Origin of the sequence: Tardiphaga sp. 215_C5_N2_1, from assembly GCF_052076055.1 — a bacterium.
GTDB lineage: Bacteria > Pseudomonadota > Alphaproteobacteria > Rhizobiales > Xanthobacteraceae > Tardiphaga > Tardiphaga robiniae.
On the sequence record NZ_CP197240.1, the window covers coordinates 5,950,906 to 5,973,442 of the forward strand.

Sequence of the window (22,537 nt, forward strand, 5' to 3'; positions counted from 1 at the left end):
GGACAATGCGCGTGCGGATGGTAGCACTGGCAGCCTGGCGACGGGCCTTGCTGTTGCGAGACGATACAAGAGGCGTATCCGCGGTCGAGTTCGCGATGATCCTCCCGCTGATGTTCCTGATGTTCTTCGGCATGCTGGATGTTTCCAACGGTTTTGCCGTCGATCGCAAGGTCAGTCAGATCTCACAGGGCATCGCCGACCTGGCGTCACGCTACACGACGCTGGCGGAAACCGATGTCTCGAACTTCTTCATCATCGCCGATGCGATGCTGACGCCTTATGACAAGACGCAGCTCAAGGCGACCATCAGCCAAGTCTATATCGATCCATCGAGCAAGACCGCCAAAGTTGTGTGGAGTCGCGGCGACCAAAAGAAGGACGTGGGCACGGTCGTATCGGTTCCCACCAATCTGATCGTCAAGGACGCCAACGGGAACTATGTGGCGAACCAGTATCTGATCCTCGGCGAGGCCAACTATACATACGTGCCGACGATCGGCTGGGTCGTGCCGAAGGGCGGGCTCACGCTGTCCGATGCGATGTACACGCGGCCGCGTCAAACCTCCTGCGTCGTAATGGTGACGAGCTGCACGCCGTAACTTGCGATCATGCGCTGCGCATTTGTAGTTGCAGCGAACGATCGTCGGTCCACTTTCCCGGATCATGCTTCAGCAAAAAGGCCGCGCTCAAGAGCGCGGCCTTTTCGTATTCAGTCGATCAATGCGCAAGCATCAAGCTTGCGAATGATCGTTTAGCCTGCGGCGCGGAGATTGTCGGCCGACGACTTGCCGGAACGACGGTCAGCAACGATTTCGTAGCTGATCTTCTGGCCTTCACGCAGGGTGCCGAGACCGGCACGCTCAACGGCGGAGATGTGAACGAACACGTCGTTGCCACCATCGTCCGGCTGAATGAAGCCGAAGCCCTTGGTCGCGTTAAACCACTTCACTGTTCCCATGCTCATGGGGGTAGTCCCTTCTCAAAGATATAGTGTAGCCCACGCAACAGATGTGGGCTGGTGACATCGAATTTTTGGAAGGGTCGTCAGTCTAGACCGGCTGCACCGGGGGATAGATAATGTCGTCCGGCCGAAAATCGATTAACTCATATTAGGGGAAGCGTCCCCTCAAAACAATCCTGACGCGCACGATTTTTTGATTGCGCACGAACGGTCAGGAACGCTTACCCATCCGCGCATCGCGAGTGATCCGATACGCGGATGGGTTGTCGTTGCGATTTTAAACTGTCGACAGTTTAAACCCTGGATGCGCTTAGCGGCGACGGAACTGACCGCGCGGCGGTGCGCCACGCGGAGGACCGCCGGGACGCTCGTCCTTGTGGCGGAAAATCAGACGACCCTTTTCGAGATCGTAGGGCGACATCTCGATGGTCACGCGATCGCCGGCCAGCGTCTTGATGCGGTTCTTCTTCATCTTGCCGGCGGTGTAGGCGACGATTTCGTGTCCTGCGTCCAATTGCACGCGATAGCGTGCATCGGGGAGGATTTCGGTCACCAGTCCTTCGAACTGGATCAGCTCTTCTTTGGCCATTGTTAGCTCCAGATCGATCGGCTGTTAGCGTGGCCGCTGGGTGCGGTTCGGGGTTGTATTCGGTCGGCTTTCGCGGTGCAGGAAGGCAACGCCCTGCATCCCTTCTTTAGTCGCAGTTCCAGCCTGGTTGGCCGGACGTGAGATCGGCTCATGCCGTGCATTCTCGTGTCTCGCATTCTCGTTCCGACCATGATCCCGGTTCGGTTGCGATGCGCCGCCGTTACCGCCATGCGGACGACGACGATTGCGCGCGTTCTTGCCGGGCGCTCCGTCATTGCTGCGTGGTGCGTGCGGGGCGGAGCGACCGTTGCGCTGACCGCCACGGTTCTGGGAAGGCGACGGCCCCACGTCGTTGCGGCCTGGGGTGCGGCGGTCTTCCTTCGGAAGCGAAATGCGGATCAGCTTTTCAATATCGCGCAGATACGCCATTTCCTCGCCCGCGCAAAGCGAGATTGCGATGCCTTCGCGTCCGGCACGGGCCGTACGGCCGATTCGGTGGACATAGGTTTCCGGGATATTCGGCAGGTCGAAGTTCACCACATGGGTGATGCCGTCGACGTCGATGCCGCGGGCAGCGATGTCGGTGGCCACCAAGGTGCGGATTTCGCCGGTGCGGAACTGGGCCAGCGTGCGCTCGCGGTGGTTCTGCGACTTGTTGCCGTGGATCGCGGCGGCGGCGATGCCGGCGCGCTCGAGCCCCTTCACGACCTTGTCGGCGCCGTGCTTGGTGCGGGTGAACACAAGGGCGCGGTCAACCGTCTCGGTCTTGAGGATCTGGGCGAGGATCGTCGGCTTGGCGGAGTGATCGACCAGCATGATCCGCTGGCTGATGCGCTCCACGGTGGAGGCGACCGGGGTCACCGCAACGCGGGCCGGATCCTTGAGCATTGCCTCGGCAAGATCGGCGATGTCCTTCGGCATGGTGGCCGAGAAGAACAGCGTCTGGCGCTTGATCGGGAGCTTGGCGACGACTTTGCGGATGTCGTTGATGAAGCCCATATCGAGCATGCGGTCGGCTTCGTCGAGCACCAGGAACTCAACCATGTTGAGCTTCAGGCCGTTGCTCTGCACGAGATCGAGCAGACGGCCCGGGGTGGCGACGAGGACGTCGACGCCCTGCATCAGCGAACGGACCTGACGGCCCATCGGCACGCCGCCAATGGCCAGCGCCGATGCGAGGTGCATATGGCGCCCATAGGCATTGAAGCTGTCGAGGATCTGGCCGGAGAGTTCGCGGGTCGGGCTCAGCACTAGCACGCGGCATGTCTTGGGCTGGGGCTTGATACGGTTCTCGAGCAGACGGTGGAGGATGGGAAGCGCGAAGGAAGCGGTCTTGCCGGTGCCGGTCTGGGCGATACCGATCACGTCCTTGCCGGTGATGGCAATCGGGATGGTCTGGGCCTGGATCGGGGTCGGGGTTGTGTAGTTTTCTTCTTTAAGCGCACGGGTGATGGGATCGGCGAGGCCGAATTCCTGAAAGGTGGTCAAAAGATTAATCTTTCCAAAGTGAAAGCAGGCGCCCGGCCATGATTCAAAGACCATGGGGCCAGGGAGCGCGCGAGTGTGTCTGGGACACCCGCGTGTTTGGGGCGTCAGTTCTGGTTAGCTGAAGGGGCAAGCCAGAAACCGTCGAACTGCCCTGAGGAGATCAGAGTAAAGACGGGATCAGAACACGCGGCTCGCAAGGACCTGATGATTCTCTAGGTCGTTCGATTGATATGGAACAGCAAGGCGGCGGATTCAAGGTCAATCGGCGTGAGGGTTAAAACCAGCGACAAAATACCGCTGCATGAAATTTAGACATGAGGCAGTTTTTGGCGATTATTTAAGCTGTTTGCCGTGTGCATGATCAATTTTTCTGCACAAGAAATAAACAAAAAAGCCTCAGCGTTTTCTAAAAATCGAAAACATGCGAGTAATCCCAATCACTTAACGTGTGTTCGGGGGCTGGCACACTTCTTGCGATCTCCTTAACGCGCCGGCCGTGGGGCCGTTCTGCATTGATTTCGTCTGCGTCAGGGAGAGACCGCACATGATTACCAATTTGACTCACGCAATAGCCAAGCCGATCTCGCGTCGCAGCCTGATGGCCGCGGCAACGGGTCTGGCTCTGGGCCTGTCGGCATTTTCGCCGGCCAAAGCCGCAGACGACACCATCAAGGTCGGCGTTCTGCACTCGCTGTCGGGCACCATGGCGATTTCCGAGACCACGCTGAAGGATACCGTGCTGTTCATGATCGATCAGCAGAACAAGAAGGGCGGCGTGAACGGCAAGAAGCTCGAAGCCGTGGTGGTCGATCCGGCATCGAACTGGCCGCTGTTCGCCGAAAAGGCGCGCGAGCTGATCACCAAGGACAAGGTTGCCGTCGTGTTCGGCTGCTGGACCTCGGTGTCGCGCAAGTCGGTTCTCCCGGTGTTCAAAGAACTGAACAACATCCTGTTCTATCCCGTGCAGTACGAGGGCGAAGAGTCCGAGCGTAACGTGTTCTACACCGGCGCCGCTCCGAACCAGCAGGCGATCCCGGCCGTCGACTACCTGATGAAGGACGAGAAGGTGAAGCGCTGGGTGCTGGCCGGCACCGACTACGTCTATCCGCGCACCACGAACAAGATTCTCGAAGCCTACTTGAAGTCGAAAGGCGTCAAGCAGGAAGACATCATGATCAACTACACGCCGTTTGGTCATAGTGACTGGCAGACGATCGTCGCCGACATCAAGAAGTTCGGCTCGGCCGGCAAGAAGACCGCCGTGGTCTCGACCATCAATGGTGACGCCAATGTTCCGTTCTACAAGGAGCTCGGCAACCAGGGCATCAAGGCGACCGACATTCCGGTGGTTGCGTTCTCGGTGGGTGAAGAAGAACTCGCCGGCATCGACACCAAGCCGCTGCTCGGCCATCTCGCGGCCTGGAACTACTTCCAGTCGATCAAGAATCCTGAGAACGAGAAGTTCATCAAGGAGTGGCAGGCCTTCACCAAGAATCCGAAGCGCGTGACCAACGACCCGATGGAAGCCACCGTGATCGGCTTCAACATGTGGGTGAAGGCGGTCGAGAAGGCCAAGTCGATCGAAGCCGACAAGGTTATCGACGCACTGCCCGGCATCGAAGCCAAGAACCTGACCGGCGGTACCTCGAAGATGCTGCCGAACCACCACATCACCAAGCCGGTGTTCATTGGCGAGATCAAGGCCAATGGCCAGTTCGACGTGGTCTGGAAGACCCCGGCGCTGGTGGCTGGCGATGCATGGTCGAAGGAGCTCGACGGCTCCAAGGACCTGATCGGCGACTGGGTCGGCAAGAAGTGCGGCAACTTCAACACCAAGACCAACAAGTGCGGCGGTCAGGGTTCCTGATCTCGCTCTGAGGTTCTGTGTTCTCCATCATTGCGGGCATTTTTCGCCCGCAATGATGATCCTCCCGAGACTCTTCTGACACGAGACTCCCAAAACTGGAGAAGGCGGTGAATCCGTCGCCTTCTCTTTTTTCTTCGGCCGGGGTTTTCCAGTGACTGATCTCCTTTATCGTTTCCGCGCGATCGCTGTTGCATTTCTGCTGATCGTCGCGACCGCTATTCCGGCCTTTGCGGGTCCTTTCGAGGATGCCGTCGCCAAATTCGCCAATGATGATTTCTCCGACAGCGACGAGGCCGTGGGCATCATCGCCACCTCGGGCCATCCGCAGGCTTTCGCTGTGATCACCGCGCTGCAGGAAGGCCGCCTCTCCGCCGATCCCGACAGCAAGAAGGTTTATCTCACTGGCACCGACGGTAAGGTGACCGATGCTGCCACCGGCGAGGCCGTCGCTGAAGTACCGGCCAGCGCCGCCGCGGTGCGCCTCAATAATCGTCTTCGTCGCAACATCGAATCCGCACTGGGCGGACTCACGCTGATGTCGCCCGATCCCGCCAAGCGCATCGCCTCGGCGCAGTCGGTGTTCAAAAGCCACGAGACCGCGATGCTGCCGGTGATCGAGACCGCGCTGGAGAAAGAAACCAACAAGGTCGCCAAACAGGCCTTTACCGAGGCCCGTGCTGCGATCCTGCTCTACAAGGAAGATGCGACCGAGGCCGAGAAGATCGAATCCATTGCGATTATCAAGGGGCGCGGCGATCAGGACGCGCTGGCGCTGCTCACCAGTCTGCCGGCCGATCAGACCGTTGGTGTCGCGCGCAGCGCGGCCAGCGCTGTCACCGCCATCAACAGCCGGCAGACGCTGTGGTCGATCGGCCAGAACGCCTGGTACGGCCTGTCGCTCGGCTCGGTTCTCTTGCTCGCTGCCATTGGCCTCGCCATCACCTTCGGCGTGATGGGCGTCATCAACATGGCGCATGGCGAGATGGTGATGATCGGTGCCTATGTCACCTTCGTGGTGCAGGACGTGATCCGCACCAGCTATCCCGGCCTGTTCGACTACTCGCTGCTGATGGCCGTGCCGCTGGCCTTCATCGTCGCTGGTCTGCTCGGTATCGTCATCGAGCGCACCATTATCCGCTTCCTCTATGGCCGTCCGCTGGAAACGCTGCTGGCGACCTGGGGTCTGTCGCTGGTGCTGCAGCAGGCGGTGCGCACCATGTTTGGCCCGACCAATCGCGAGGTCGGCAATCCCTCATGGATGTCCGGCGCATTCGAGCTGGGTCAGCTCACGATCACCTACAACCGGCTCTGGATCCTGTGCTTCACGCTTGCCGTGTTTGCGATCCTGCTGGCGATGCTGCGCTACACCTCGATCGGACTCGAGATGCGCGCCGTCACCCAGAATCGCCGCATGGCCGCGTCCATGGGCATCGCAACCTCGCGCGTGGATGCGCTGACCTTCGGTCTCGGCTCCGGCATTGCGGGCATTGCCGGCGTGGCGCTCTCCCAAATCGACAACGTCTCGCCCAATCTCGGCCAGAGCTACATTATCGACAGTTTCATGGTCGTGGTGTTCGGCGGCGTCGGGAATCTGTGGGGCACGCTGGTCGGTGCGTTCTCGCTCGGCATCGCCAACAAGTTCCTGGAGCCGGTCGCCGGCGCCGTGCTTGGCAAGATTGCCATCCTGGTGCTGATCATCCTGTTCATTCAGAAACGGCCGCGCGGTCTGTTCGCGCTCAAGGGCAGGGCGATCGAAGCATGACGCCGCATTTCCTCACCCGAACGCTGGACCGCAGCGCCACGATCTTCCTGCTGATTGTCGCCGCGGTCGGCATTCTCATTCCGCTGTCGAACCTTTTGCTGCCGGCGGACTCGCCGCTGCAGGTGCCGACCTATCTGATGGCGCTGTTCGGCAAATATGTCTGCTACGCCATTCTCGCGCTCTCTATCGATCTGATCTGGGGCTATTGCGGCATTCTCTCGCTCGGTCACGGCGCCTTCTTCGCGCTCGGCGGCTATGCCATGGGCATGTATCTGATGCGCCAGATCGGCTCGCGCGGCGTCTATGGCAACCCGATCCTGCCGGACTTCATGGTATTCCTGAACTACAAGGCGCTGCCGTGGTACTGGTATGGCTTCGACATGTTCTGGTTCGCCGCGGCGATGGTGCTGATCGCGCCGGGCATCCTGGCTTTCGTGTTCGGCTGGCTCACCTTCCGCTCGCGCGTGTCTGGCGTGTATCTGTCGATCATCACGCAGGCGATGACCTATGCGCTGCTGCTGGCGTTCTTCCGCAACGATTTCGGCTTCGGCGGCAATAACGGCCTCACCGATTTCAAGGACATCCTCGGATTCAACGTACAGGCCGACGGCACCCGCGCGGCGCTGTTCGCGCTGAGCTGTCTGGCGCTGATCATCGGCTTCCTCGTCTGCCGTGCCATCGTGACCTCGAAGCTCGGCAAGGTGCTGATCGCCATACGTGACGCGGAATCCCGCACGAGATTCTTGGGCTACCGTGTCGAATCCTACAAGCTGTTCGTGTTCACGCTGTCGGCCTGCATGGCCGGCGTTGCGGGTGCGCTCTATGTGCCGCAGGTGGGCATCATCAATCCCGGTGAATTCGCCCCGGCGAACTCGATTGAAGCAGTCATCTGGGTCGCGGTCGGTGGCCGTGGCACGCTGGTCGGTGCGGCGCTCGGCGCAGTCGTGGTCAACTACGCCAAGACGGTGTTCACATCTGGCGCCCTTGCTCCCTACTGGCTGTTCATGCTCGGTGCGCTGTTCATTCTCGTGACGCTGTTGCTGCCGAAGGGCATCATCGGCACCTTCAATGCGTGGTCGGAAAGTCGCAAAGCCAGCAATAGCGCGAATGCCGATAGCGCCGCAGCGGAAGATGGCGTCACCAAACCCCATCTGGCGGAGAAGGCGTGATGACCGTGATTGAAACGCCAGCCCCCGTAACGCCGGCCTCCCACGCGCCCGCGGTGATCGATCCTGTGGTCGCGGCGCGCGAAGCCGAGGCCCGTCAGAAGCGCATCACCTCCGCGCAGCTCTATCTCGACGGCGTCCACGTCTCGTTCGACGGCTTCCATGCCATCAACAATCTGTCGATGGTGCTCGCGCCCGGCGAGATGCGCGCCATTATCGGCCCCAATGGTGCCGGCAAGACCACGATGATGGACATCATCACTGGCAAGACCAAGCCGGACGAGGGCGACGTCTATTTCGACGGCATTCACGACCTGACGCTGCTGGATGAGACCAAGATCGCCGAGCTCGGCATCGGCCGCAAATTCCAGAAGCCGACGGTGTTCGAGAGCCAGACGATTTACGACAATCTCCTGCTGGCGCTGAATGTCGATCACAGCGTGCGCGGCACGCTGTTCTGGCGGAGCAATCGTGCCGAAGCCGAGAGCATCGACAAGGTGCTTGAGACCATTCGCCTTACGGACTCGCGCGACCGTCTCGCCGGCAATCTCTCCCACGGCCAGAAACAGTGGCTCGAAATCGGCATGCTGCTGGCGCAGGATCCGAAGCTGCTGCTGGTGGATGAGCCCGTCGCAGGCATGACCGATGTCGAAACGCACCAGACGGCCGAACTGCTGAAGGCGATCAATCGCGACAACAAGACAGTGATGGTCGTCGAGCACGACATGACCTTCGTGCGCGAACTCGGCGTCAAGGTGACGTGTCTGCACGAAGGCACCGTTCTGGCCGAAGGCACCATCGATCAGGTGTCGACCAACGACCGCGTGGTCGAAGTGTATTTGGGGCGCTGACGCATGATCCCGAAAAGTGGAAACCGGTTTTCGGACCAGATCATGCGCAAGGATTAGGTCATATGCTGAAGGTCGATAATATCAGCCTCTATTACGGTGCCGCTCAGGCGCTGCGTGGTGTCACAGTGTCGGCTGAACCTGGTAAGGTCACCTGTGTTCTCGGCCGCAATGGCGTTGGCAAGACGTCACTGCTGCGCGCCATGGTCGGCCAGCAGGCAATCTCGTCAGGTTCGATCACCTTCGACGGTCAGGACATCTCGACGCTGAAGCCGTTCGAGCGGGCGCGGCGCGGCATTTCTTTCGTACCGCAGGGGCGCGAGATATTTCCGCTGCTCACGGTGGAAGAAAACCTCAAGACCGGCTATGCGCCGCTGAAGCGCGCCGACCGCAACATTCCCGACGATGTGTTCTCGCTGTTTCCGGTGCTGAACTCGATGCTTGGCCGGCGCGGCGGCGATCTCTCCGGCGGCCAGCAGCAGCAGCTTGCCATCGGCCGTGCGCTGGTGATGCGACCGAAGCTCCTGCTACTGGATGAGCCGACTGAAGGCATCCAGCCCTCGATCATCAAGGATATCGGCCGCGCCATTTCCTATCTGCGCTCGCTCGGCAATATCGCTATCGTCCTCGTGGAACAGTATCTCGACTTTGCCTGCGAACTCGGCGACAACTTCGCCGTGATGGATCGCGGTGCGGTGAAATACACCTGTGACCGCAGCACGCTCGATCCCGCCGAGATCAGCCGCCAGATGGCGCTGTAACGCGGGCTCAAAGCCGGAGAGTGCATGCAGGCTGACAAGACGACATTGTCGCCATCGGCGATCTTCGCCGCTAATCGTGCCCGCGGCGCGGTGGCGTTCGACGTGCATCTGGTGGAGGGCAAGACCCGCCGCCGCCAGTTGCATGAATCCGGCTCGCTGCGCGTGCGCTTCCCGTCTCCCGAAGATCACGGCCTGTCTGCGATGTTCGTCAACACCGCCGGCGGCGCGGCAGGCGGCGACCGTTTCGATATCGATATTGCGGCCGGCGAGGGCACCAGCCTGACAGTGACCACGGCAGCCGCCGAGAAGATCTATCGCTCCCATGGCCCCGCCGCCGAAATCAACATCGCGCTAAAGGCCGAGGCCGGCGCGCATCTGTCCTGGCTGCCGCAGGAAACCATCCTGTTCGATCAGGCCCGCACCATCAGGCGCATCGATATCGATCTGGCCGATCGCGCGACGCTTTTACTTTGCGAGATCGTGGTGTTCGGTCGTGCGGCCATGGGCGAGGTGATGCAGACGGGGTCTTTCGTCGACCGCTGGCGCCTGCGTCGCGGTGGCAGGCTGGTGTTCGCGGAAAACGTGCGGCTGGATGGCGATATCGCCGCGAAACTGGCCAGACCGGCAATCGGCAATGGCGCGGTGGCCATCGGCACGGCGCTGATCGTGCCCGGCGACGAGGCGCTCATCGAGCGGCTACGCGAAGCCACGGATGGCGCTGGCGGCGAAGTCGGTATCTCCTGCTGGAACGGCTTTGCAATGGCCCGCTTCTGTGCACAAGATGCGGCGAAGCTGCGCGCCGACATGATGGCGGTGCTTGGACGATCAGGCGCGATGCTGCCGCGCATGTGGCTCAACTAAACTTATTCAGAGACCTGCAATGAACCTGTCTCCCCGCGAAAAAGACAAGCTCCTGATCTCGATGGCCGCCATCGTGGCGCGACGCCGGCTCGAGCGCGGCGTCAAGCTCAACCATCCCGAGGCCATCGCCATCATCTCCGATTTCATCGTCGAGGGCGCGCGCGACGGCCGCACCGTTGCCGAGCTGATGAAATCCGGCGCCGAGGTCATCACCCGTGCGCAATGCATGGATGGGATCGCCGAGATGATCCATGACATTCAGGTGGAAGCGACGTTCCCCGACGGGACGAAGCTCGTCACGGTGCACGAACCAATCCGCTAGTTCAAACTCCGTCATGCCCGGGCTTGACCCGAGCATCCATCTTCAGCGCTCTAAGGCGTGGATGGCCGGTCAAGCCCGGCCATGACACCGAGAAAATCGAGAGGTCACATGATCCCCGGCGAACTCTTCATCCAGGACGGCGAGATTGAGCTCAATGCCGGGCGCAAGACCGTCACGCTGACGGTGGCAAATTCCGGCGATCGGCCGATCCAGGTCGGCTCGCACTATCATTTCTTCGAGACCAATCCGGCGCTGAAATTCGACCGCAAAAAAGCTCGCGGCATGCGCCTCGACATCGCCGCCGGCACGGCCGTGCGCTTCGAGCCGGGCCAGAGCCGCGATGTGCAACTGGTCGAACTCGCCGGCAAACGCACGATCTATGGTTTCCGCGGCGATGTGATGGGGAAGCTCTGAGCGCCTAGCCGCCGGCGCTGTCCATCATGAACGAGCGGAAATATCGATCGATGGCCAGCGAGATCACGACGACCGAGACGAACAGAAGAGAGCTGTATAATGACCAACGTCCGATATCGTTACGGAACGATCGGATGCCGAGGATCACGAACCAGATGCCCAGAGCGATGCTGAACCAGTTGAACCAGGTGACGAGGATCGCTTCAGCGGCGTCCAGTTCGGCAATGAAGCCATCCGGAAATCCGAGCCACATGACGCGGGTCATGTATAGCCAGAACGTCAGCGCGAACAGCAGGCATGCCGCAGCAAATGGATAGACGTTCTTCCATCTCACGATATCGGTCTCCGCTTCAGATCCCGACGCCGCGCGCCTTGTTGGGGTGCGCGAAGCTATGGAAGTCGCGGGTCACGCCGTCAATGAACGAAGGCGCAGGCTGCGCACTGATCGGGATGTCTGCGTCCCCGGCGGCATCGCTGCGTTCGAATCCACTCTCCTCATCTTCCATCGTTGGGAAGGCTTGATCTCATGCCCGTGAAAATCAAACGCTCCGTCTATGCCGACATGTTCGGCCCGACCACCGGCGATCGCGTGCGGCTCGCCGACACCGATCTGATCATCGAGGTGGAGAAGGACTTCACCATCTATGGCGAGGAGGTGAAGTTCGGCGGCGGCAAGGTGATCCGCGACGGCATGGGGCAGTCGCAGGCGACGCGCGCGCAGGGCGCCGTCGATACCGTCATCACCAACGTGCTGATCGTCGATCACTGGGGCATCGTGAAAGCCGACGTGGCACTCAAGGGCGGCATGGTCCACGCCATCGGCAAGGCCGGCAATCCCGATATTCAGCCGGGCGTGACCATCAATGTCGGTCCCGGCACCGACGTCATCGCGGGGGAGGGCAAGATCCTCACCGCCGGCGGTTTCGACAGCCACATCCATTTCATCTGTCCGCAGCAGATCGAACACGCGCTGATGTCCGGTGTCACGTCGATGTTAGGGGGCGGCACCGGCCCGTCGCACGGCACCTTCGCGACGACCTGTACGCCCGGTCCGTGGCACATCGCGCGGATGATCCAGTCTTTCGATGCGTTCCCGGTCAATCTCGGCATTTCCGGCAAGGGTAATGCCTCGAAGCCCGCGCCGCTGGTGGAAATGATCAATGCCGGTGCCTGTGCGCTGAAGCTGCACGAGGACTGGGGCACCACGCCTGCCGCGATCGACAACTGCCTCAGCGTCGCCGACGACTACGACGTGCAGGTGATGCTGCATTCCGACACGCTGAACGAGTCCGGCTTCGTCGAGGACACCATCAAGGCCTTCAAGGGCCGCACCATCCACGCCTTCCATACCGAAGGTGCCGGCGGTGGCCATGCGCCCGATATCATCAAGGTTGCGGGCCTCAAGAACGTGCTGCCGTCATCGACCAATCCGACACGGCCATTCACGCGCAACACCATCGATGAGCATCTGGACATGCTGATGGTGTGCCACCATCTCGATCCCTCCATTGCGGAAGATCTTGCGTTTGCCGAAAGCCGCATCCGCAAGGAGACGATCGCCGCCGAAGACATCCTGCACGATCTCGGCGCACTCTCCATGATGTCTTCGGACAGTCAGGCCATGGGCCGGCTCGGCGAAGTCATCATCCGGACCTGGCAGACCGCCGACAAGATGAAGAAGCAGCGCGGGTCGCTGAAGGAAGACAAGGGCAACAACGACAATTTCCGCGTCAAGCGCTACATCGCCAAGTACACGATCAACCCCGCCATCGCCCATGGTGTCTCGAAGCTGATTGGCTCGGTGGAGAAGGGCAAGATGGCGGATCTGGTGCTGTGGTCGCCGGCGTTCTTCGGTGTGAAGCCGGATCTGGTGATCAAGGGCGGCTCGATCGTGGCGGCCCCGATGGGCGATCCGAACGCGTCCATTCCCACGCCGCAGCCCGTGCATTATCAGCCGATGTTCGGCGCCTTCGGCCGTGCGCTGACCCAGTCGTCGGTGGTGTTTACATCGGGTGCGGCGGTGGCCGGCGGTCTCGCCAAGAAGCTTGGCATTCAGAAGTCGCTCTATGCGGTGGAAAATGTCCGCGACGGGATCTCGAAGAAGAGCATGATCCATAACGGCGCGACGCCGAAGATCGAGGTGGATTCGGAGACCTATGAGGTGAGGGCGGATGGCGAGCTTTTGACCTGCGAGCCGGCGGAAGTGCTGCCGATGGCGCAGAGGTACTTTATGTATTGAGGTGAGCTCGACGGTTGCGGTCTCCCTCCCTCCTGCGCAGCGGGTCGGCCGATAGGCCGGGGTGGGGTGTTTCCGCACGCTCAGGAGTTTGCGGCACCCCCACCCGACCGCGCTACGCGCGGCCACCCTCCCCGCAAGGGGGAGGGATAAGAAAGCGCCCCCTTCCTCCCCCTCGCATTCCCCCCTAATGTCCGTCCCGGCATTCTTAGCCATAACAACAAACCGGGAGGACTCCCCTTGATCTACGTCGTTGCCACTTTGTCCGTGAAACCCGAAGCCCGCGCCGAACTGATCGAAGCTGCCAAGGCTTGTATCGCCGAGACCCGCAAGGAAGCGGGTAACATCGCCTATGATCTGCACGAGAGCGTTACTGATCCGACCCGCATGGTGTTCGTCGAGCAATGGGAGAATGCCGAGGCACTGGTGCCGCACCGGACGCAGGAACATATGAAGACCTTCGGCCGCGTCGCGGTGAAATGCTTCAGCGCACCTCCGAAGATCGAAATCATCACCCCGGCTGACGTCGTGGTGCGTTAAACCAAACGAGAGATTCCATGATCCGCGCGACTGAGGTCAAAGGCCAATACAACTGGAAAGAGGCGGCGGTAGACACCGTCGTTCTCGACTTCGACGATCGTCATCGTCGCCGCATGGCGATGACGGGGACGCGCGGACTGGAATTCCTGCTCGATCTCGAAAACGCCGTCGCCCTGCGGGGCGGCGACGCTTTGGTGCTGGAAGACGGCCGCCTGATCGAGGTGGTCGCAGCGCCGGAGCCACTGATCGAGATCCGTGGTACCGATCCCGGCCATCTGGTGCGGCTCGCATGGCATCTCGGCAATCGCCATCTGCCGACGCAGATCATGGCCAAGGGCCTGCGCATCCGCAGCGATCATGTCATCGAGGAGATGGTGAAGGGTCTTGGCGCCAAGGTCATCGAGATCGAAGCACCGTTCGATCCCGAAGGCGGCGCCTATGCCGCTGCGCATGAGCCGGCAGGTCATGGACATCATGATCATGATCATGCTCATCACGATCATGGACACAGTCACGACGATCATGGGCACGACCACCATGGGCACAGCCATGACGCGCACGGTCATGCCGGTCATGGCCATGACCAGCATGTCCATGACGAGCATTGCGGTCACGATCATCATCATGATCACGACAGCAAGCACGACCACCACGGTCATTCTCATGCTCATGACCACAAATAAAGCGGCGGACGACAGCCCGCCGAACGACTCTCCCGCCTTGTCTGCCGACGAAGGCGCTGCGCTGTACCGGCTGATGACCTGGCTGTCGCCGGCTTTTCCGGTCGGCGCGTTTTCCTATTCCAGCGGTATCGAATGGGCGGTGGAAGCAGGCGACATCACCGATGCTGCCAGCCTGCAGGACTGGTTGTCGGCGATGCTGTCCGATGGCGCAGGGTTTTGCGATGGCGTGTTTCTCGCGCATGTGCACCGCGCGGCGTCCGACGGCGACGACAAGGCATTGCGCGAGGTTGCCGAACTCGCCAGCGCCTTCGTGCCATCAAGGGAACGTCAGCTGGAGACCACCACGCAAGGCAAGGCCTTCATCGAGATCGCACGCAATGCCTGGTCGCATGAGGGTATGGAGCGGCTGATCGCGATATGCGACAGCCCGATTGTCTATCCCGTTGCCGTCGGACTTGTGAGCGCCGCCCATGGTGTGCCGCTCTCCGCAACGATGCATGGTTTCTTCCACGCTGTGGTCTCGAACTGGATTTCCGCGGGCGCGCGGCTGGTGCCGCTCGGCCAGACCGACAGCCAGCGCGTACTTGCAGCGCTGGAGCCTGTCGTCGTGACCACCGGCCATCGTGCCATGATGGCATCCCTCGACGATCTCGGCGGTGCGACATTCCGCTCTGACATCGCCAGCATGCGTCACGAGACGCAGTATACGCGGCTGTTCAGGTCATGATGGCTCCAGCTCAAATCACACACCTGACCCCTCATGGTCGCCTGAACGCAATCGCGTTCCGGCTGGAGGAGCGCGCCGCTTGGCGCGCGTCTCGAACCATGAGTTGCTTGGCACATCCTTCGAGACGCGGCGAAGCCGCCGCTCCTCAGGATGAGGGCCGTCGCTTCATCCTCAACCGAAAGCACCCCTGACATGTCCAGTTTTCACGGTCCGCTCCGCGTCGGCATTGGCGGTCCCGTCGGCTCCGGCAAGACCGCGCTGATGGATTTGCTGTGCAAGACCATGCGCGAGCGCTACGACATCGCGGCGATCACCAATGACATCTACACGAAGTGGGATGCCGAATATCTGGTGCGCTCGGGCTCGTTGACGGCGGATCGCATTGCTGGCGTCGAAACTGGCGGCTGTCCGCATACGGCGATCCGCGAGGACGCCTCGATGAACCTCGCCGCCGTTGCCGACATGCGCGTCAAGTTTCCCGATCTCGACATGGTGCTGATCGAGTCCGGCGGCGACAACCTCGCGGCGACCTTCTCGCCGGAACTGGCCGATATCACCATCTATGTCATCGACGTTGCGGCCGGCGACAAGATCCCCTCCAAGGGGGGGCCGGGTATCACGCGCTCCGACCTGCTGGTGATCAACAAAATCGATCTGGCGCCCTATGTCGGGGCTTCGCTCGAGAAGATGGACGTCGACGCCAAACGGATGCGCGGGGTCAGGCCCTTCGTGATGACCAACATGAAGACGCAGGAAGGTCTCGACCGGATTATCTCATTCATTGAGAGCAAGGGCGGCCTTAAGGCCAAGGCGGTCGCCTGAGACTTGTGAATAAGGCCTCTGCCGTAGTTCTCACGAGCGGGCTTCGACTTGAGGCGTTCATATTGGGTTGGCTATAACGACGGGCTGGTCGATGCCCGTCGGCTAATGTGTCGTGTGATATTGCGTTAAGCCTGTTTTTCAAGATTTGTCCGGTCCGGAAATAATTTCCATCGGGCTGGAACCAAATTGTTCCGGCATGATTGGCATACTCCTGAGCCGCTGACCCGGCAGCAACGTCCTAATTTCCCGAGTATCCGTGTGGTCCGGCTTGGTTTCATCATCGCATTACTGGCACTGGTCGGAGCTCTGCTCTCCGGCCTTGCGGCCTATCGCGTGCATGACCAGGAGCTGGCGATCGAGAATATCGCGCTGGGCCGGGCCGTGGATATCCATGCCAGCCTGGTGCAGGAGCGTTTGACCGAGCGCGAATTGCTGGCGCGCGTCGCAGCCGGGCTGTTTCGTGCGCCGACGGTCATGAAGGCCAATATGCTGCAGCCGCTGCGGGCCTCGATCTACGCCTTCAAGACCGATTTCGCGATTGCCGCCTGGATCGCTCGCCTGCAGCCGAACGAATTCGCGGCCGCCAGCGCGGAGCTGGCCAGTGCCGGCTACCGCAATCCTACGATCCGCAGCTACAACGACGATCGCCTCGATGCCAGGGCGCTGGGGCAGCCGCTCGACGTGCTGATGGATGTGGAGCCGCGCAATTCCGTCACCGAAGGCTTTGCCGGTCGCGCCCTGAATTTCTCTCCCGTCACAGGTCCAACGCTGGTGCGCGCCGTGAACGAGGGCAAGCCGGTCGCCTCCAGCCCCACGCCGCTGCAGCAGCCCGATGGACCACTGGGATTGGTACTGGTGACGCCAGTTGTGCCCGAAGGCGATCCCGCGCCGGCGGGCTTCGTGTCGTTCTCCTATGAACTTGGACCGTTGATGCTGGCCAATGACGAGATGTCATTGTTCTCGGTGGCGTTGAAAGATCCGCGCGTCGCTGATGGCGAAATCGTCGCCGACGACGATGGCAGGGTAACGGCGCGCCCGCTGGTGGCGAATGGTCCTGCGCTGGCAGTCCTGCGCACGGTTTCGTTCGGCGGGCGTGACTGGTCGCTGGGCTATTATCCGAAGGTCAATACCGAGCTGCGCGCGCAGCGCACCGCGATCATCGTCGGCGGGTTCGGCCTCGCGCTGACGGCTATTGTTTGCGGGCTGTTCGGCTATGTCTCCTACGCCAATCTGCGGCTGCGGCGCGAGGTGGAGATACGCATCGGCTTCGAACGTCGCCTGACCGCCGTCATCGACGAGCTCAATCATCGCGTGAAAAACATTTTGGCGGTGATCCAGTCCATCGTGACACGCACGCTGCGCCACGGCTCCGATGTGGACAACGCGCGCGATCTCCTGATCGGCCGTATTCACGCGATGTCGAATGTTGTGTCGCTGCTGAGCGAGAGCCAGTGGCAGGGCGTGCAGCTCAAGGGCCTGTTCGAGGCGCGAGCGATCCCGCATGCCGACCGTATCGCACTGGAAGGTCCGGATATCATTGTCAGCGCGCGCGCCGCGCAGAGCCTGTCGCTGCTGTTCTTTGAACTGGCCTCGCATTCCGACGAGGGCCTGTCTTTGGTCGGCAAGCATCCGCATATTGTTGCGCATTGGGAGATTACGGGCAGCGAGCCGGATGGGCTGTTCAATTTCCGCTGGGAAGAGTTCAACACCAGCGAAGCAACGCGGCGCCCGGACAGCGATTTCGGTCTGGTGCTACTCGATCGCGTGGCGCCGGAAGCGCTAGGTGGTACGGCGAAGCGCTACTTCACCGACGTGTCCTACGTCTATGAACTGACGGCACCCGTCGAAACGGTAATCGACATGACCGAGCGCGACCGGACAGAAGCGCTGGCGAAGCCGATCAGATAATCGATCCCCTCTGCCAATCGAAGCGATGTCCCTCACCTGGTTTGCGGGGACGCGTGCGCCACGGGGCGTCGGAACAATGTTCTTTATCGGAGCATGATCTCTCGACAAACGATCTCGTTCGTCGGCGAAAGCCGGTATCCACTTTTCGGGATCATGCTCTAGCTTCCATTCACCCAACAAAAAAGCCGGCGTTTCCGCCGGCTTTCGTATTTGTCGTATCAACCGCGCCTATTAGTGCGCAGCTTCCAGAGCGGCAGCTTCCGCCTTGGCGATGGTGCCCTTGACCGCGGTCTGCACCTTCTCGAAGGCGCGGACTTCGATCTGACGGACACGCTCGCGCGAGACGCCGAACTCCGAGGCGAGATCTTCCAGCGTCATCGGTTCATCGGCGAGGCGACGCGCCTCGAAGATGCGCCGTTCGCGCGGGTTGAGGACACCGATGGCGCCGTTCAGCGCCTGACGGCGATGATCGAATTCCTCGTGCTCCGCCATGATGGTTTCCTGATTGGGCGAGTTATCGACCAGCCAGTCCTGCCATTCGCCGGCTTCGCCGTCGTCACGGATCGGCGCGTTGAGCGACGCGTCGCCACCGAGGCGGCGGTTCATGTCGATCACGTCCTGTTCCGTCACGCCGAGACGCGTGGCGATCAGCTTCACCTGGTCGGGGCGAAGATCGCCTTCGTCCAGGGCGGAAATCTTGCTCTTCGCCTTACGCAGGTTGAAGAACAGCTTCTTCTGGTTCGCGGTGGTGCCCATCTTCACGAGCGACCACGAACGCAGGATGTACTCTTGAATCGACGCCTTGATCCACCACATGGCGTAGGTGGCCAGGCGGAAGCCTTTCTCCGGCTCAAAGCGTTTCACAGCCTGCATCAAACCGACGTTGCCTTCCGAGACAACTTCGGAGATCGGCAGACCGTAGCCGCGATAGCCCATGGCAATCTTGGCGACGAGTCGCAGATGGCTGGTCACAAGGTGATGTGCCGCGTCGCGATCGTCGTGCTCGCGCCAACGCTTGGCAAACATATATTCCTGCTGAGGTTCCAACATCGGAAACTTGCGGATCTCGGCGAGGTAATGCGAGAGGCCGGATTCTCCATTGAGAACCGGAAGGGTAGCTGTACGGGCCATTATGATGCCCTCCAGTGGTTCAGACCCCCGATAGCGGCGGGCCAGGCAGCGAGCGCTTTGTTAAAGCCGCCCTGGCTGCGATGTTCCGCGTCTCATTTGACGCAGGTGCAACATACACCCTACTACAAGCGTATTGAAAGTGAATTCCCTGTCACGTTCCCGTGGGGCCAATATAAGCGTTTGGAAAGGCTTACTTTTTTATATGCATCTGCGTCATTCTGGCACGGCCATATGGGCTCTCAGAACCGCCAAATCGTGAGGAAGCTCGCTGGTCCACTCCAGAATCTCGCCCGTGCGAGGGTGCTCCAGAGCCAGCAAATAGGCGTGAAGCGCCTGCCGGTCGAGCGCTTCCAGCGCGGCGCGGCTCTTTACGCCCAGCGACGACGCCTTGGTCTTGAAATGCGAGCCATAGACCGAATCCCCCATCAGCGGATGCTGGATATGCGCCAGATGCACGCGGATCTGGTGCGTCCGCCCGGTCTCCAATTGGCAAGCGAGCAGGGTGGCGATCGGCTTGCCGTGGCGATCGGGGAATTCCTGCAGCACTTCCCAATGGGTGACGGCATCGCGGCCACCTTCGCGGACGGCCATTTTCTCGCGGGCATGGGGATGCCGGTCGATCGGTGCTTCCACCGTGCCGCGCGGCCGGTTCGGAATGCCCCAGGCGAAGGCCATATAGCCGCGCCGCATCTCGTTGGTGCGGCCGTGATCGGCGAATTGCGCCGTCAGCGACGCATGGGCGGCGTCGTTCTTGGCGACCACCATCAATCCGGTGGTGTCCTTGTCCAGCCGGTGCACGATGCCCGGCCGCTTGACGCCGCCGATCCCCGACAAGGATGCCCCGCAATGGGCGATCAGCGCGTTCACCAGCGTGCCCGTCTCGTGGCCGGCGGCGGGATGCACAACGAGCCCCTTGGGCTTGTTGATGACGATGACGTCCTCGTCCTCGAACACGATATCGAGGGCGATATCCTCGCCTTCGGGCTCCGGCGCGATGGCGGGCGGCACGTCGATTGTGATCGTATCGCCGGCAGCGACATGATAAGCGGGGTCGCGCACGGGGGTGGGGTCTTGCGAAGACCGGGTGATCGTCACCTGGCCGGCGAGGATCAGCGCCTTCAGCCGCGACCGCGACAAAGCCGGGCTGCGCACGGCGAGCACGCGATCGAGCCGGGTCGAGCCTTCGTCGCCCTGCACCGTGACATCCAGCCGTTGATCGTTCATTCCGTAAAGCCTTACCTGACAGAAGCGTGTTGCTTCGAGAGCCGTGAATTAAGAGACGAGTGTTTGCATGACCCAGCCCGCCGCCGATAGCGCGCCCGAACCGACCCTTGAACAGGCCGCCATGATCGCGCGCGTCCGCCGCATGATGCTGATCGCGGGCCTGACCACCGCCTTGGGCGTCGGCGCGCTGCTCGTTGTGATCGGCTACCGCCTTTTCCGCACGGATGGAAGCACTGTGACGTCGGCGACGACCGCGACCCTGCCGAAAGGCGCCAAAATCCTCTCCACGGGGGTAGCCGGCGACCGGATCGTGCTGACGCTGGACGTCGGCGGCAGCACCGAAATCCGCACTTTCGACGCCAAGAGCCTGAAACCCGCGGGAACGCTGAAATTCGCCAGCGAGCCCTGAGGTTCGCTTGCGAACCCCAAGGGTTCGTCAAAACGAACCCAAGGGTTCGCCTGCGAACCATAACCATATAAGTGGGCGAGGGGGCGGCAGCATCTTGCAGCCACCGCCATTCCCGGCTATCCCCTCCCGCGCACGCTCCGTTCGTCTAACGGTTAGGACATGGCCCTCTCAAGGCTAAAATAAGGGTTCGATTCCCTTACGGAGCGCCAAATTGTCACCATTCGGAATAAAACTGTGAATCTCGTCCTCGGTGATCAGATTCGGTAGTGCGTAACCCAAACGTTTCTTAGGCGACCTTTTGAACGCTGGTCCGATGCTCCGGTCGTGTAACGGACATGGATTCTTCTTCGGTGTCTTGGGGAGCCCCCCAGAACTGGGCTACTGTTGGCCCTTTCTTCAGACGGCGGTCGCGCAGGAAGTTGCGAATCTCGTAAGGCCAGACCCGGCGGCCCATCCGTGTGTACCAGCGCATCGCCTGACGCAGGCCCGCGTCACGATGGAATAGTACGCGGCAAATGGCCTTTGGGCGGCCCTGAAGGACCATCTCTGTAAACTTGAACCAGAGCAGCACACGCCAAGGCGGCATGTGACGAGTGGCAAGGACTTGATGCTTGTAGTCCCAGCGGCGCCGGTCGGTCTGGATAACCCGCCGTTCGGCAGCAAATTTGAAGTAAGGCGTCCAGCGATGGGGCGTGACATAGAGCATCTGGATTTGGTCGGGATCGTACGACAATAACTGACGCAACCCGCGCCAGTGGTCGCGATCGGTTTCTTCTTCAAATCCCACGACCCAGGTGGCCATCGACAGAATGCCATGCTGGCGCATCAAGCGGATAGCCTCCCGATCGGTCGCGGTTGCAGCACCCTTGCGTATGAGTTCGAGCGTTTTTTCGTCGGTGTTCTCCAGCCCCAGCAGAAAGCGCGCCCATCCCGCCCTCTTGTAGAGATGGAGGATGTCAGCGTCGCGAACGATGTCGTCAGCCCGTGTTGATCCGACCAGTATGAGGTCAACGTTCTCTGCGATCAGGGCCTCCAAAAACGCCAGCCAAACTTTCTTTGAAACCGTCGGATTCTCGTCGGCAAAATTGATCACCTTGACGTCATGTTCGCGGTAGAGGCGCGCCAGTTCCTTTGCGAACAGGACGGGATCGCGGTAACGCCAGCGCGTCCAGAATCCGCGTTGCCCGCAATAGTTGCAGAGGTGCGGGCAACCTCGCGAGAACTGGACCACCACGGCCCGCAGCCCTCCCCAATAACTGTAGCGTGCGTGGTCTATGAGTTCCCAGCCGACTCGGTAAGCGTCGAGATCACGGATCACCGAGGCCTGTCGAGTTGCGTGGGGGCCATTGATGTCGCGATAGGCTATACCCGGTACCTCGGCGAAATGTAGGTCGTTTTGAAGTGCTGCTATCAAGCGTCGCGCAGTCTCTTCACCTTCGCCACGTACAATCGCAGTCACGTAGGGCTCTTCGGCGAGAATATCTCGCCAATGATATGTTGGGAACACGCCGCCATAAATGATGTGAACTTGAGGAAGGGCCGCGGCGATGGAATGTGCAACCTCTGAAATGACTGGGTGGCCGGATGTCGAACCAGAATGGCCAAACAGCACAGCATCAGGAAAAAAGCCGAGTGCTTCAGCGACGATAGCTTGCGTCGACATCGGACCGAACTCGCCATCGATCAAGTAGACGTCGTGGCCGTCGTCGATTAATGGCCCGCCAACCGCGAGCAGGCCCAGTGGTGGCAAGTGGTCGTCCGGAATCCGGCTGCCGATCGACGGGTGTGGCACGTTGATCAAGAGAATGCGCATGAAAG

Annotated in this window: 23 protein-coding genes and 1 tRNA gene; 17 read left to right on the forward strand and 7 right to left on the reverse strand. The window is 61.0% G+C overall.

Annotated features, from left to right (window positions below; all coding sequences use genetic code 11):
- Nucleotides 1-17 precede the first annotated feature (17 nt).
- Entirely contained in the window at nucleotides 18-599 is a 582-nt protein-coding gene (locus AB7828_RS28270) for a TadE/TadG family type IV pilus assembly protein (protein ID WP_441232331.1), read from the forward strand.
- Between the two features lie 152 nt (nucleotides 600-751).
- On the opposite strand, the gene AB7828_RS28275 is transcribed toward AB7828_RS28270, so the two are convergent.
- The 3 genes from AB7828_RS28275 to AB7828_RS28285 all read right to left on the reverse strand — a co-directional run bounded on the left by AB7828_RS28275 (nucleotide 752) and on the right by AB7828_RS28285 (nucleotide 3,092).
- The gene (locus AB7828_RS28275) at nucleotides 752-964 is read right to left on the reverse strand and encodes a cold-shock protein (RefSeq protein WP_011474122.1); all 213 of its coding nucleotides are present in this window, start codon (nucleotides 962-964) and stop codon (nucleotides 752-754) included.
- A 307-nt stretch (nucleotides 965-1,271) separates the two neighbouring features.
- Nucleotides 1,272-1,550, reverse strand: a complete 279-nt coding sequence (gene infA / locus AB7828_RS28280) for a translation initiation factor IF-1 (RefSeq protein WP_068733922.1) — start codon at nucleotides 1,548-1,550, stop codon at nucleotides 1,272-1,274.
- A 24-nt stretch (nucleotides 1,551-1,574) separates the two neighbouring features.
- The gene (locus AB7828_RS28285; RefSeq protein ID WP_089261529.1) at nucleotides 1,575-3,092 is read right to left on the reverse strand and encodes a DEAD/DEAH box helicase; all 1,518 of its coding nucleotides are present in this window, start codon (nucleotides 3,090-3,092) and stop codon (nucleotides 1,575-1,577) included.
- Between the two features lie 490 nt (nucleotides 3,093-3,582).
- On the opposite strand from AB7828_RS28285, the gene urtA reads away from it, so the two are divergent.
- The 8 genes from urtA to AB7828_RS28325 all read left to right on the forward strand — a co-directional run bounded on the left by urtA (nucleotide 3,583) and on the right by AB7828_RS28325 (nucleotide 11,039).
- Nucleotides 3,583-4,905, forward strand: coding sequence for an urea ABC transporter substrate-binding protein (gene urtA / locus AB7828_RS28290; RefSeq protein WP_068733926.1), 1,323 nt, complete (start codon nucleotides 3,583-3,585; stop codon nucleotides 4,903-4,905).
- 151 nt (nucleotides 4,906-5,056) lie between these two features.
- Nucleotides 5,057-6,667: an urea ABC transporter permease subunit UrtB gene (gene urtB / locus AB7828_RS28295; protein ID WP_441231790.1), complete on the forward strand. Its 1,611-nt coding sequence runs from the start codon at nucleotides 5,057-5,059 to the stop codon at nucleotides 6,665-6,667.
- Nucleotides 6,664-7,836 (forward strand): urea ABC transporter permease subunit UrtC, encoded by a 1,173-nt coding sequence (urtC, locus tag AB7828_RS28300; protein ID WP_439062428.1) that lies wholly within the window; start codon nucleotides 6,664-6,666, stop codon nucleotides 7,834-7,836. Before urtB ends, urtC begins: the two co-directional genes overlap by 4 nt.
- A gap of 8 nt (nucleotides 7,837-7,844) precedes the next feature.
- Nucleotides 7,845-8,684, forward strand: coding sequence for an urea ABC transporter ATP-binding protein UrtD (gene urtD, locus AB7828_RS28305; RefSeq protein ID WP_439084205.1), 840 nt, complete (start codon nucleotides 7,845-7,847; stop codon nucleotides 8,682-8,684).
- 62 nt (nucleotides 8,685-8,746) lie between these two features.
- Nucleotides 8,747-9,442, forward strand: coding sequence for an urea ABC transporter ATP-binding subunit UrtE (urtE, locus tag AB7828_RS28310; RefSeq protein ID WP_068733931.1), 696 nt, complete (start codon nucleotides 8,747-8,749; stop codon nucleotides 9,440-9,442).
- Between the two features lie 24 nt (nucleotides 9,443-9,466).
- Nucleotides 9,467-10,303 (forward strand): urease accessory protein UreD, encoded by an 837-nt coding sequence (locus tag AB7828_RS28315; RefSeq protein WP_441231791.1) that lies wholly within the window; start codon nucleotides 9,467-9,469, stop codon nucleotides 10,301-10,303.
- A 19-nt stretch (nucleotides 10,304-10,322) separates the two neighbouring features.
- Nucleotides 10,323-10,625, forward strand: a complete 303-nt coding sequence (locus AB7828_RS28320; protein WP_068733936.1) for an urease subunit gamma — start codon at nucleotides 10,323-10,325, stop codon at nucleotides 10,623-10,625.
- A gap of 108 nt (nucleotides 10,626-10,733) precedes the next feature.
- Nucleotides 10,734-11,039 carry an urease subunit beta gene (locus AB7828_RS28325; protein ID WP_120288704.1) on the forward strand — a complete coding sequence of 102 codons (306 nt, stop codon included), beginning with the start codon at nucleotides 10,734-10,736 and terminating at the stop codon, nucleotides 11,037-11,039.
- A 4-nt stretch (nucleotides 11,040-11,043) separates the two neighbouring features.
- Here AB7828_RS28325 and AB7828_RS28330 read toward each other — a convergent pair whose 3' ends face one another.
- Entirely contained in the window at nucleotides 11,044-11,373 is a 330-nt protein-coding gene (locus AB7828_RS28330; protein ID WP_441231792.1) for a hypothetical protein, read from the reverse strand.
- Between the two features lie 192 nt (nucleotides 11,374-11,565).
- Here AB7828_RS28330 and ureC point away from each other — a divergent pair, with 192 nt between their 5' ends.
- From ureC to AB7828_RS28360, 6 genes are all read left to right on the forward strand, one after another.
- Nucleotides 11,566-13,278 (forward strand): urease subunit alpha, encoded by a 1,713-nt coding sequence (gene ureC, locus AB7828_RS28335; RefSeq protein ID WP_068733942.1) that lies wholly within the window; start codon nucleotides 11,566-11,568, stop codon nucleotides 13,276-13,278.
- Between the two features lie 237 nt (nucleotides 13,279-13,515).
- Nucleotides 13,516-13,815: a putative quinol monooxygenase gene (locus AB7828_RS28340; protein WP_068733944.1), complete on the forward strand. Its 300-nt coding sequence runs from the start codon at nucleotides 13,516-13,518 to the stop codon at nucleotides 13,813-13,815.
- Between the two features lie 17 nt (nucleotides 13,816-13,832).
- Nucleotides 13,833-14,498, forward strand: coding sequence for an urease accessory protein UreE (locus AB7828_RS28345; RefSeq protein WP_441231793.1), 666 nt, complete (start codon nucleotides 13,833-13,835; stop codon nucleotides 14,496-14,498).
- Nucleotides 14,485-15,225, forward strand: coding sequence for an urease accessory protein UreF (locus AB7828_RS28350; RefSeq protein WP_441232332.1), 741 nt, complete (start codon nucleotides 14,485-14,487; stop codon nucleotides 15,223-15,225). Before AB7828_RS28345 ends, AB7828_RS28350 begins: the two co-directional genes overlap by 14 nt.
- A gap of 192 nt (nucleotides 15,226-15,417) precedes the next feature.
- The gene (ureG, locus tag AB7828_RS28355) at nucleotides 15,418-16,047 is read left to right on the forward strand and encodes an urease accessory protein UreG (RefSeq protein WP_068733948.1); all 630 of its coding nucleotides are present in this window, start codon (nucleotides 15,418-15,420) and stop codon (nucleotides 16,045-16,047) included.
- A gap of 258 nt (nucleotides 16,048-16,305) precedes the next feature.
- The gene (locus AB7828_RS28360; protein WP_089261509.1) at nucleotides 16,306-17,955 is read left to right on the forward strand and encodes a CHASE domain-containing protein; all 1,650 of its coding nucleotides are present in this window, start codon (nucleotides 16,306-16,308) and stop codon (nucleotides 17,953-17,955) included.
- Between the two features lie 231 nt (nucleotides 17,956-18,186).
- Here the strand turns inward: AB7828_RS28360 and rpoH are convergent, their stop codons facing one another.
- A complete protein-coding gene (gene rpoH / locus AB7828_RS28365) occupies nucleotides 18,187-19,086 on the reverse strand; it encodes an RNA polymerase sigma factor RpoH (RefSeq protein ID WP_089261507.1) in 900 nt (299 codons plus the stop codon).
- Between the two features lie 213 nt (nucleotides 19,087-19,299).
- On the reverse strand, nucleotides 19,300-20,310 hold the full coding sequence (locus AB7828_RS28370) for an RluA family pseudouridine synthase (RefSeq protein WP_441231794.1): 1,011 nt from the start codon (nucleotides 20,308-20,310) through the stop codon (nucleotides 19,300-19,302).
- Nucleotides 20,311-20,377: 67 nt separating this feature from the next.
- Here AB7828_RS28370 and AB7828_RS28375 point away from each other — a divergent pair, with 67 nt between their 5' ends.
- Both AB7828_RS28375 and AB7828_RS28380 read left to right on the forward strand, forming a co-directional pair.
- The gene (locus tag AB7828_RS28375) at nucleotides 20,378-20,719 is read left to right on the forward strand and encodes a hypothetical protein (protein ID WP_089261503.1); all 342 of its coding nucleotides are present in this window, start codon (nucleotides 20,378-20,380) and stop codon (nucleotides 20,717-20,719) included.
- Between the two features lie 134 nt (nucleotides 20,720-20,853).
- Nucleotides 20,854-20,928, forward strand: a tRNA-Glu gene (locus AB7828_RS28380).
- A 77-nt stretch (nucleotides 20,929-21,005) separates the two neighbouring features.
- Here AB7828_RS28380 and bchE read toward each other — a convergent pair.
- Nucleotides 21,006-22,532, reverse strand: coding sequence for a magnesium-protoporphyrin IX monomethyl ester anaerobic oxidative cyclase (gene bchE, locus AB7828_RS28385; protein WP_441231795.1), 1,527 nt, complete (start codon nucleotides 22,530-22,532; stop codon nucleotides 21,006-21,008).
- Between the last annotated feature and the right edge of the window lie 5 nt (nucleotides 22,533-22,537).

Excerpts from the sequence above, each read along its gene's own strand:
- AB7828_RS28270 (WP_441232331.1), top strand. The coding sequence starts at position 18 with ATGGTAGCACTGGCAGCCTGGCGACGGGCCTTGCTGTTGCGAGACGAT.
- AB7828_RS28275 (WP_011474122.1), bottom strand. The coding sequence starts at position 964 with ATGAGCATGGGAACAGTGAAGTGGTTTAACGCGACCAAGGGCTTCGGC.
- infA (WP_068733922.1), bottom strand. The coding sequence starts at position 1,550 with ATGGCCAAAGAAGAGCTGATCCAGTTCGAAGGACTGGTGACCGAAATC.
- AB7828_RS28285 (WP_089261529.1), bottom strand. The coding sequence starts at position 3,092 with ATGGTCTTTGAATCATGGCCGGGCGCCTGCTTTCACTTTGGAAAGATT.
- urtA (WP_068733926.1), top strand. The coding sequence starts at position 3,583 with ATGATTACCAATTTGACTCACGCAATAGCCAAGCCGATCTCGCGTCGC.
- urtC (WP_439062428.1), top strand. The coding sequence starts at position 6,664 with ATGACGCCGCATTTCCTCACCCGAACGCTGGACCGCAGCGCCACGATC.
- urtE (WP_068733931.1), top strand. The coding sequence starts at position 8,747 with ATGCTGAAGGTCGATAATATCAGCCTCTATTACGGTGCCGCTCAGGCG.
- AB7828_RS28315 (WP_441231791.1), top strand. The coding sequence starts at position 9,467 with ATGCAGGCTGACAAGACGACATTGTCGCCATCGGCGATCTTCGCCGCT.
- AB7828_RS28320 (WP_068733936.1), top strand. The coding sequence starts at position 10,323 with ATGAACCTGTCTCCCCGCGAAAAAGACAAGCTCCTGATCTCGATGGCC.
- AB7828_RS28325 (WP_120288704.1), top strand. The coding sequence starts at position 10,734 with ATGATCCCCGGCGAACTCTTCATCCAGGACGGCGAGATTGAGCTCAAT.
- ureC (WP_068733942.1), top strand. The coding sequence starts at position 11,566 with ATGCCCGTGAAAATCAAACGCTCCGTCTATGCCGACATGTTCGGCCCG.
- AB7828_RS28345 (WP_441231793.1), top strand. The coding sequence starts at position 13,833 with ATGATCCGCGCGACTGAGGTCAAAGGCCAATACAACTGGAAAGAGGCG.
- AB7828_RS28350 (WP_441232332.1), top strand. The coding sequence starts at position 14,485 with ATGACCACAAATAAAGCGGCGGACGACAGCCCGCCGAACGACTCTCCC.
- ureG (WP_068733948.1), top strand. The coding sequence starts at position 15,418 with ATGTCCAGTTTTCACGGTCCGCTCCGCGTCGGCATTGGCGGTCCCGTC.
- rpoH (WP_089261507.1), bottom strand. The coding sequence starts at position 19,086 with ATGGCCCGTACAGCTACCCTTCCGGTTCTCAATGGAGAATCCGGCCTC.
- AB7828_RS28370 (WP_441231794.1), bottom strand. The coding sequence starts at position 20,310 with ATGAACGATCAACGGCTGGATGTCACGGTGCAGGGCGACGAAGGCTCG.
- AB7828_RS28375 (WP_089261503.1), top strand. The coding sequence starts at position 20,378 with ATGACCCAGCCCGCCGCCGATAGCGCGCCCGAACCGACCCTTGAACAG.
- bchE (WP_441231795.1), bottom strand. The coding sequence starts at position 22,532 with ATGCGCATTCTCTTGATCAACGTGCCACACCCGTCGATCGGCAGCCGG.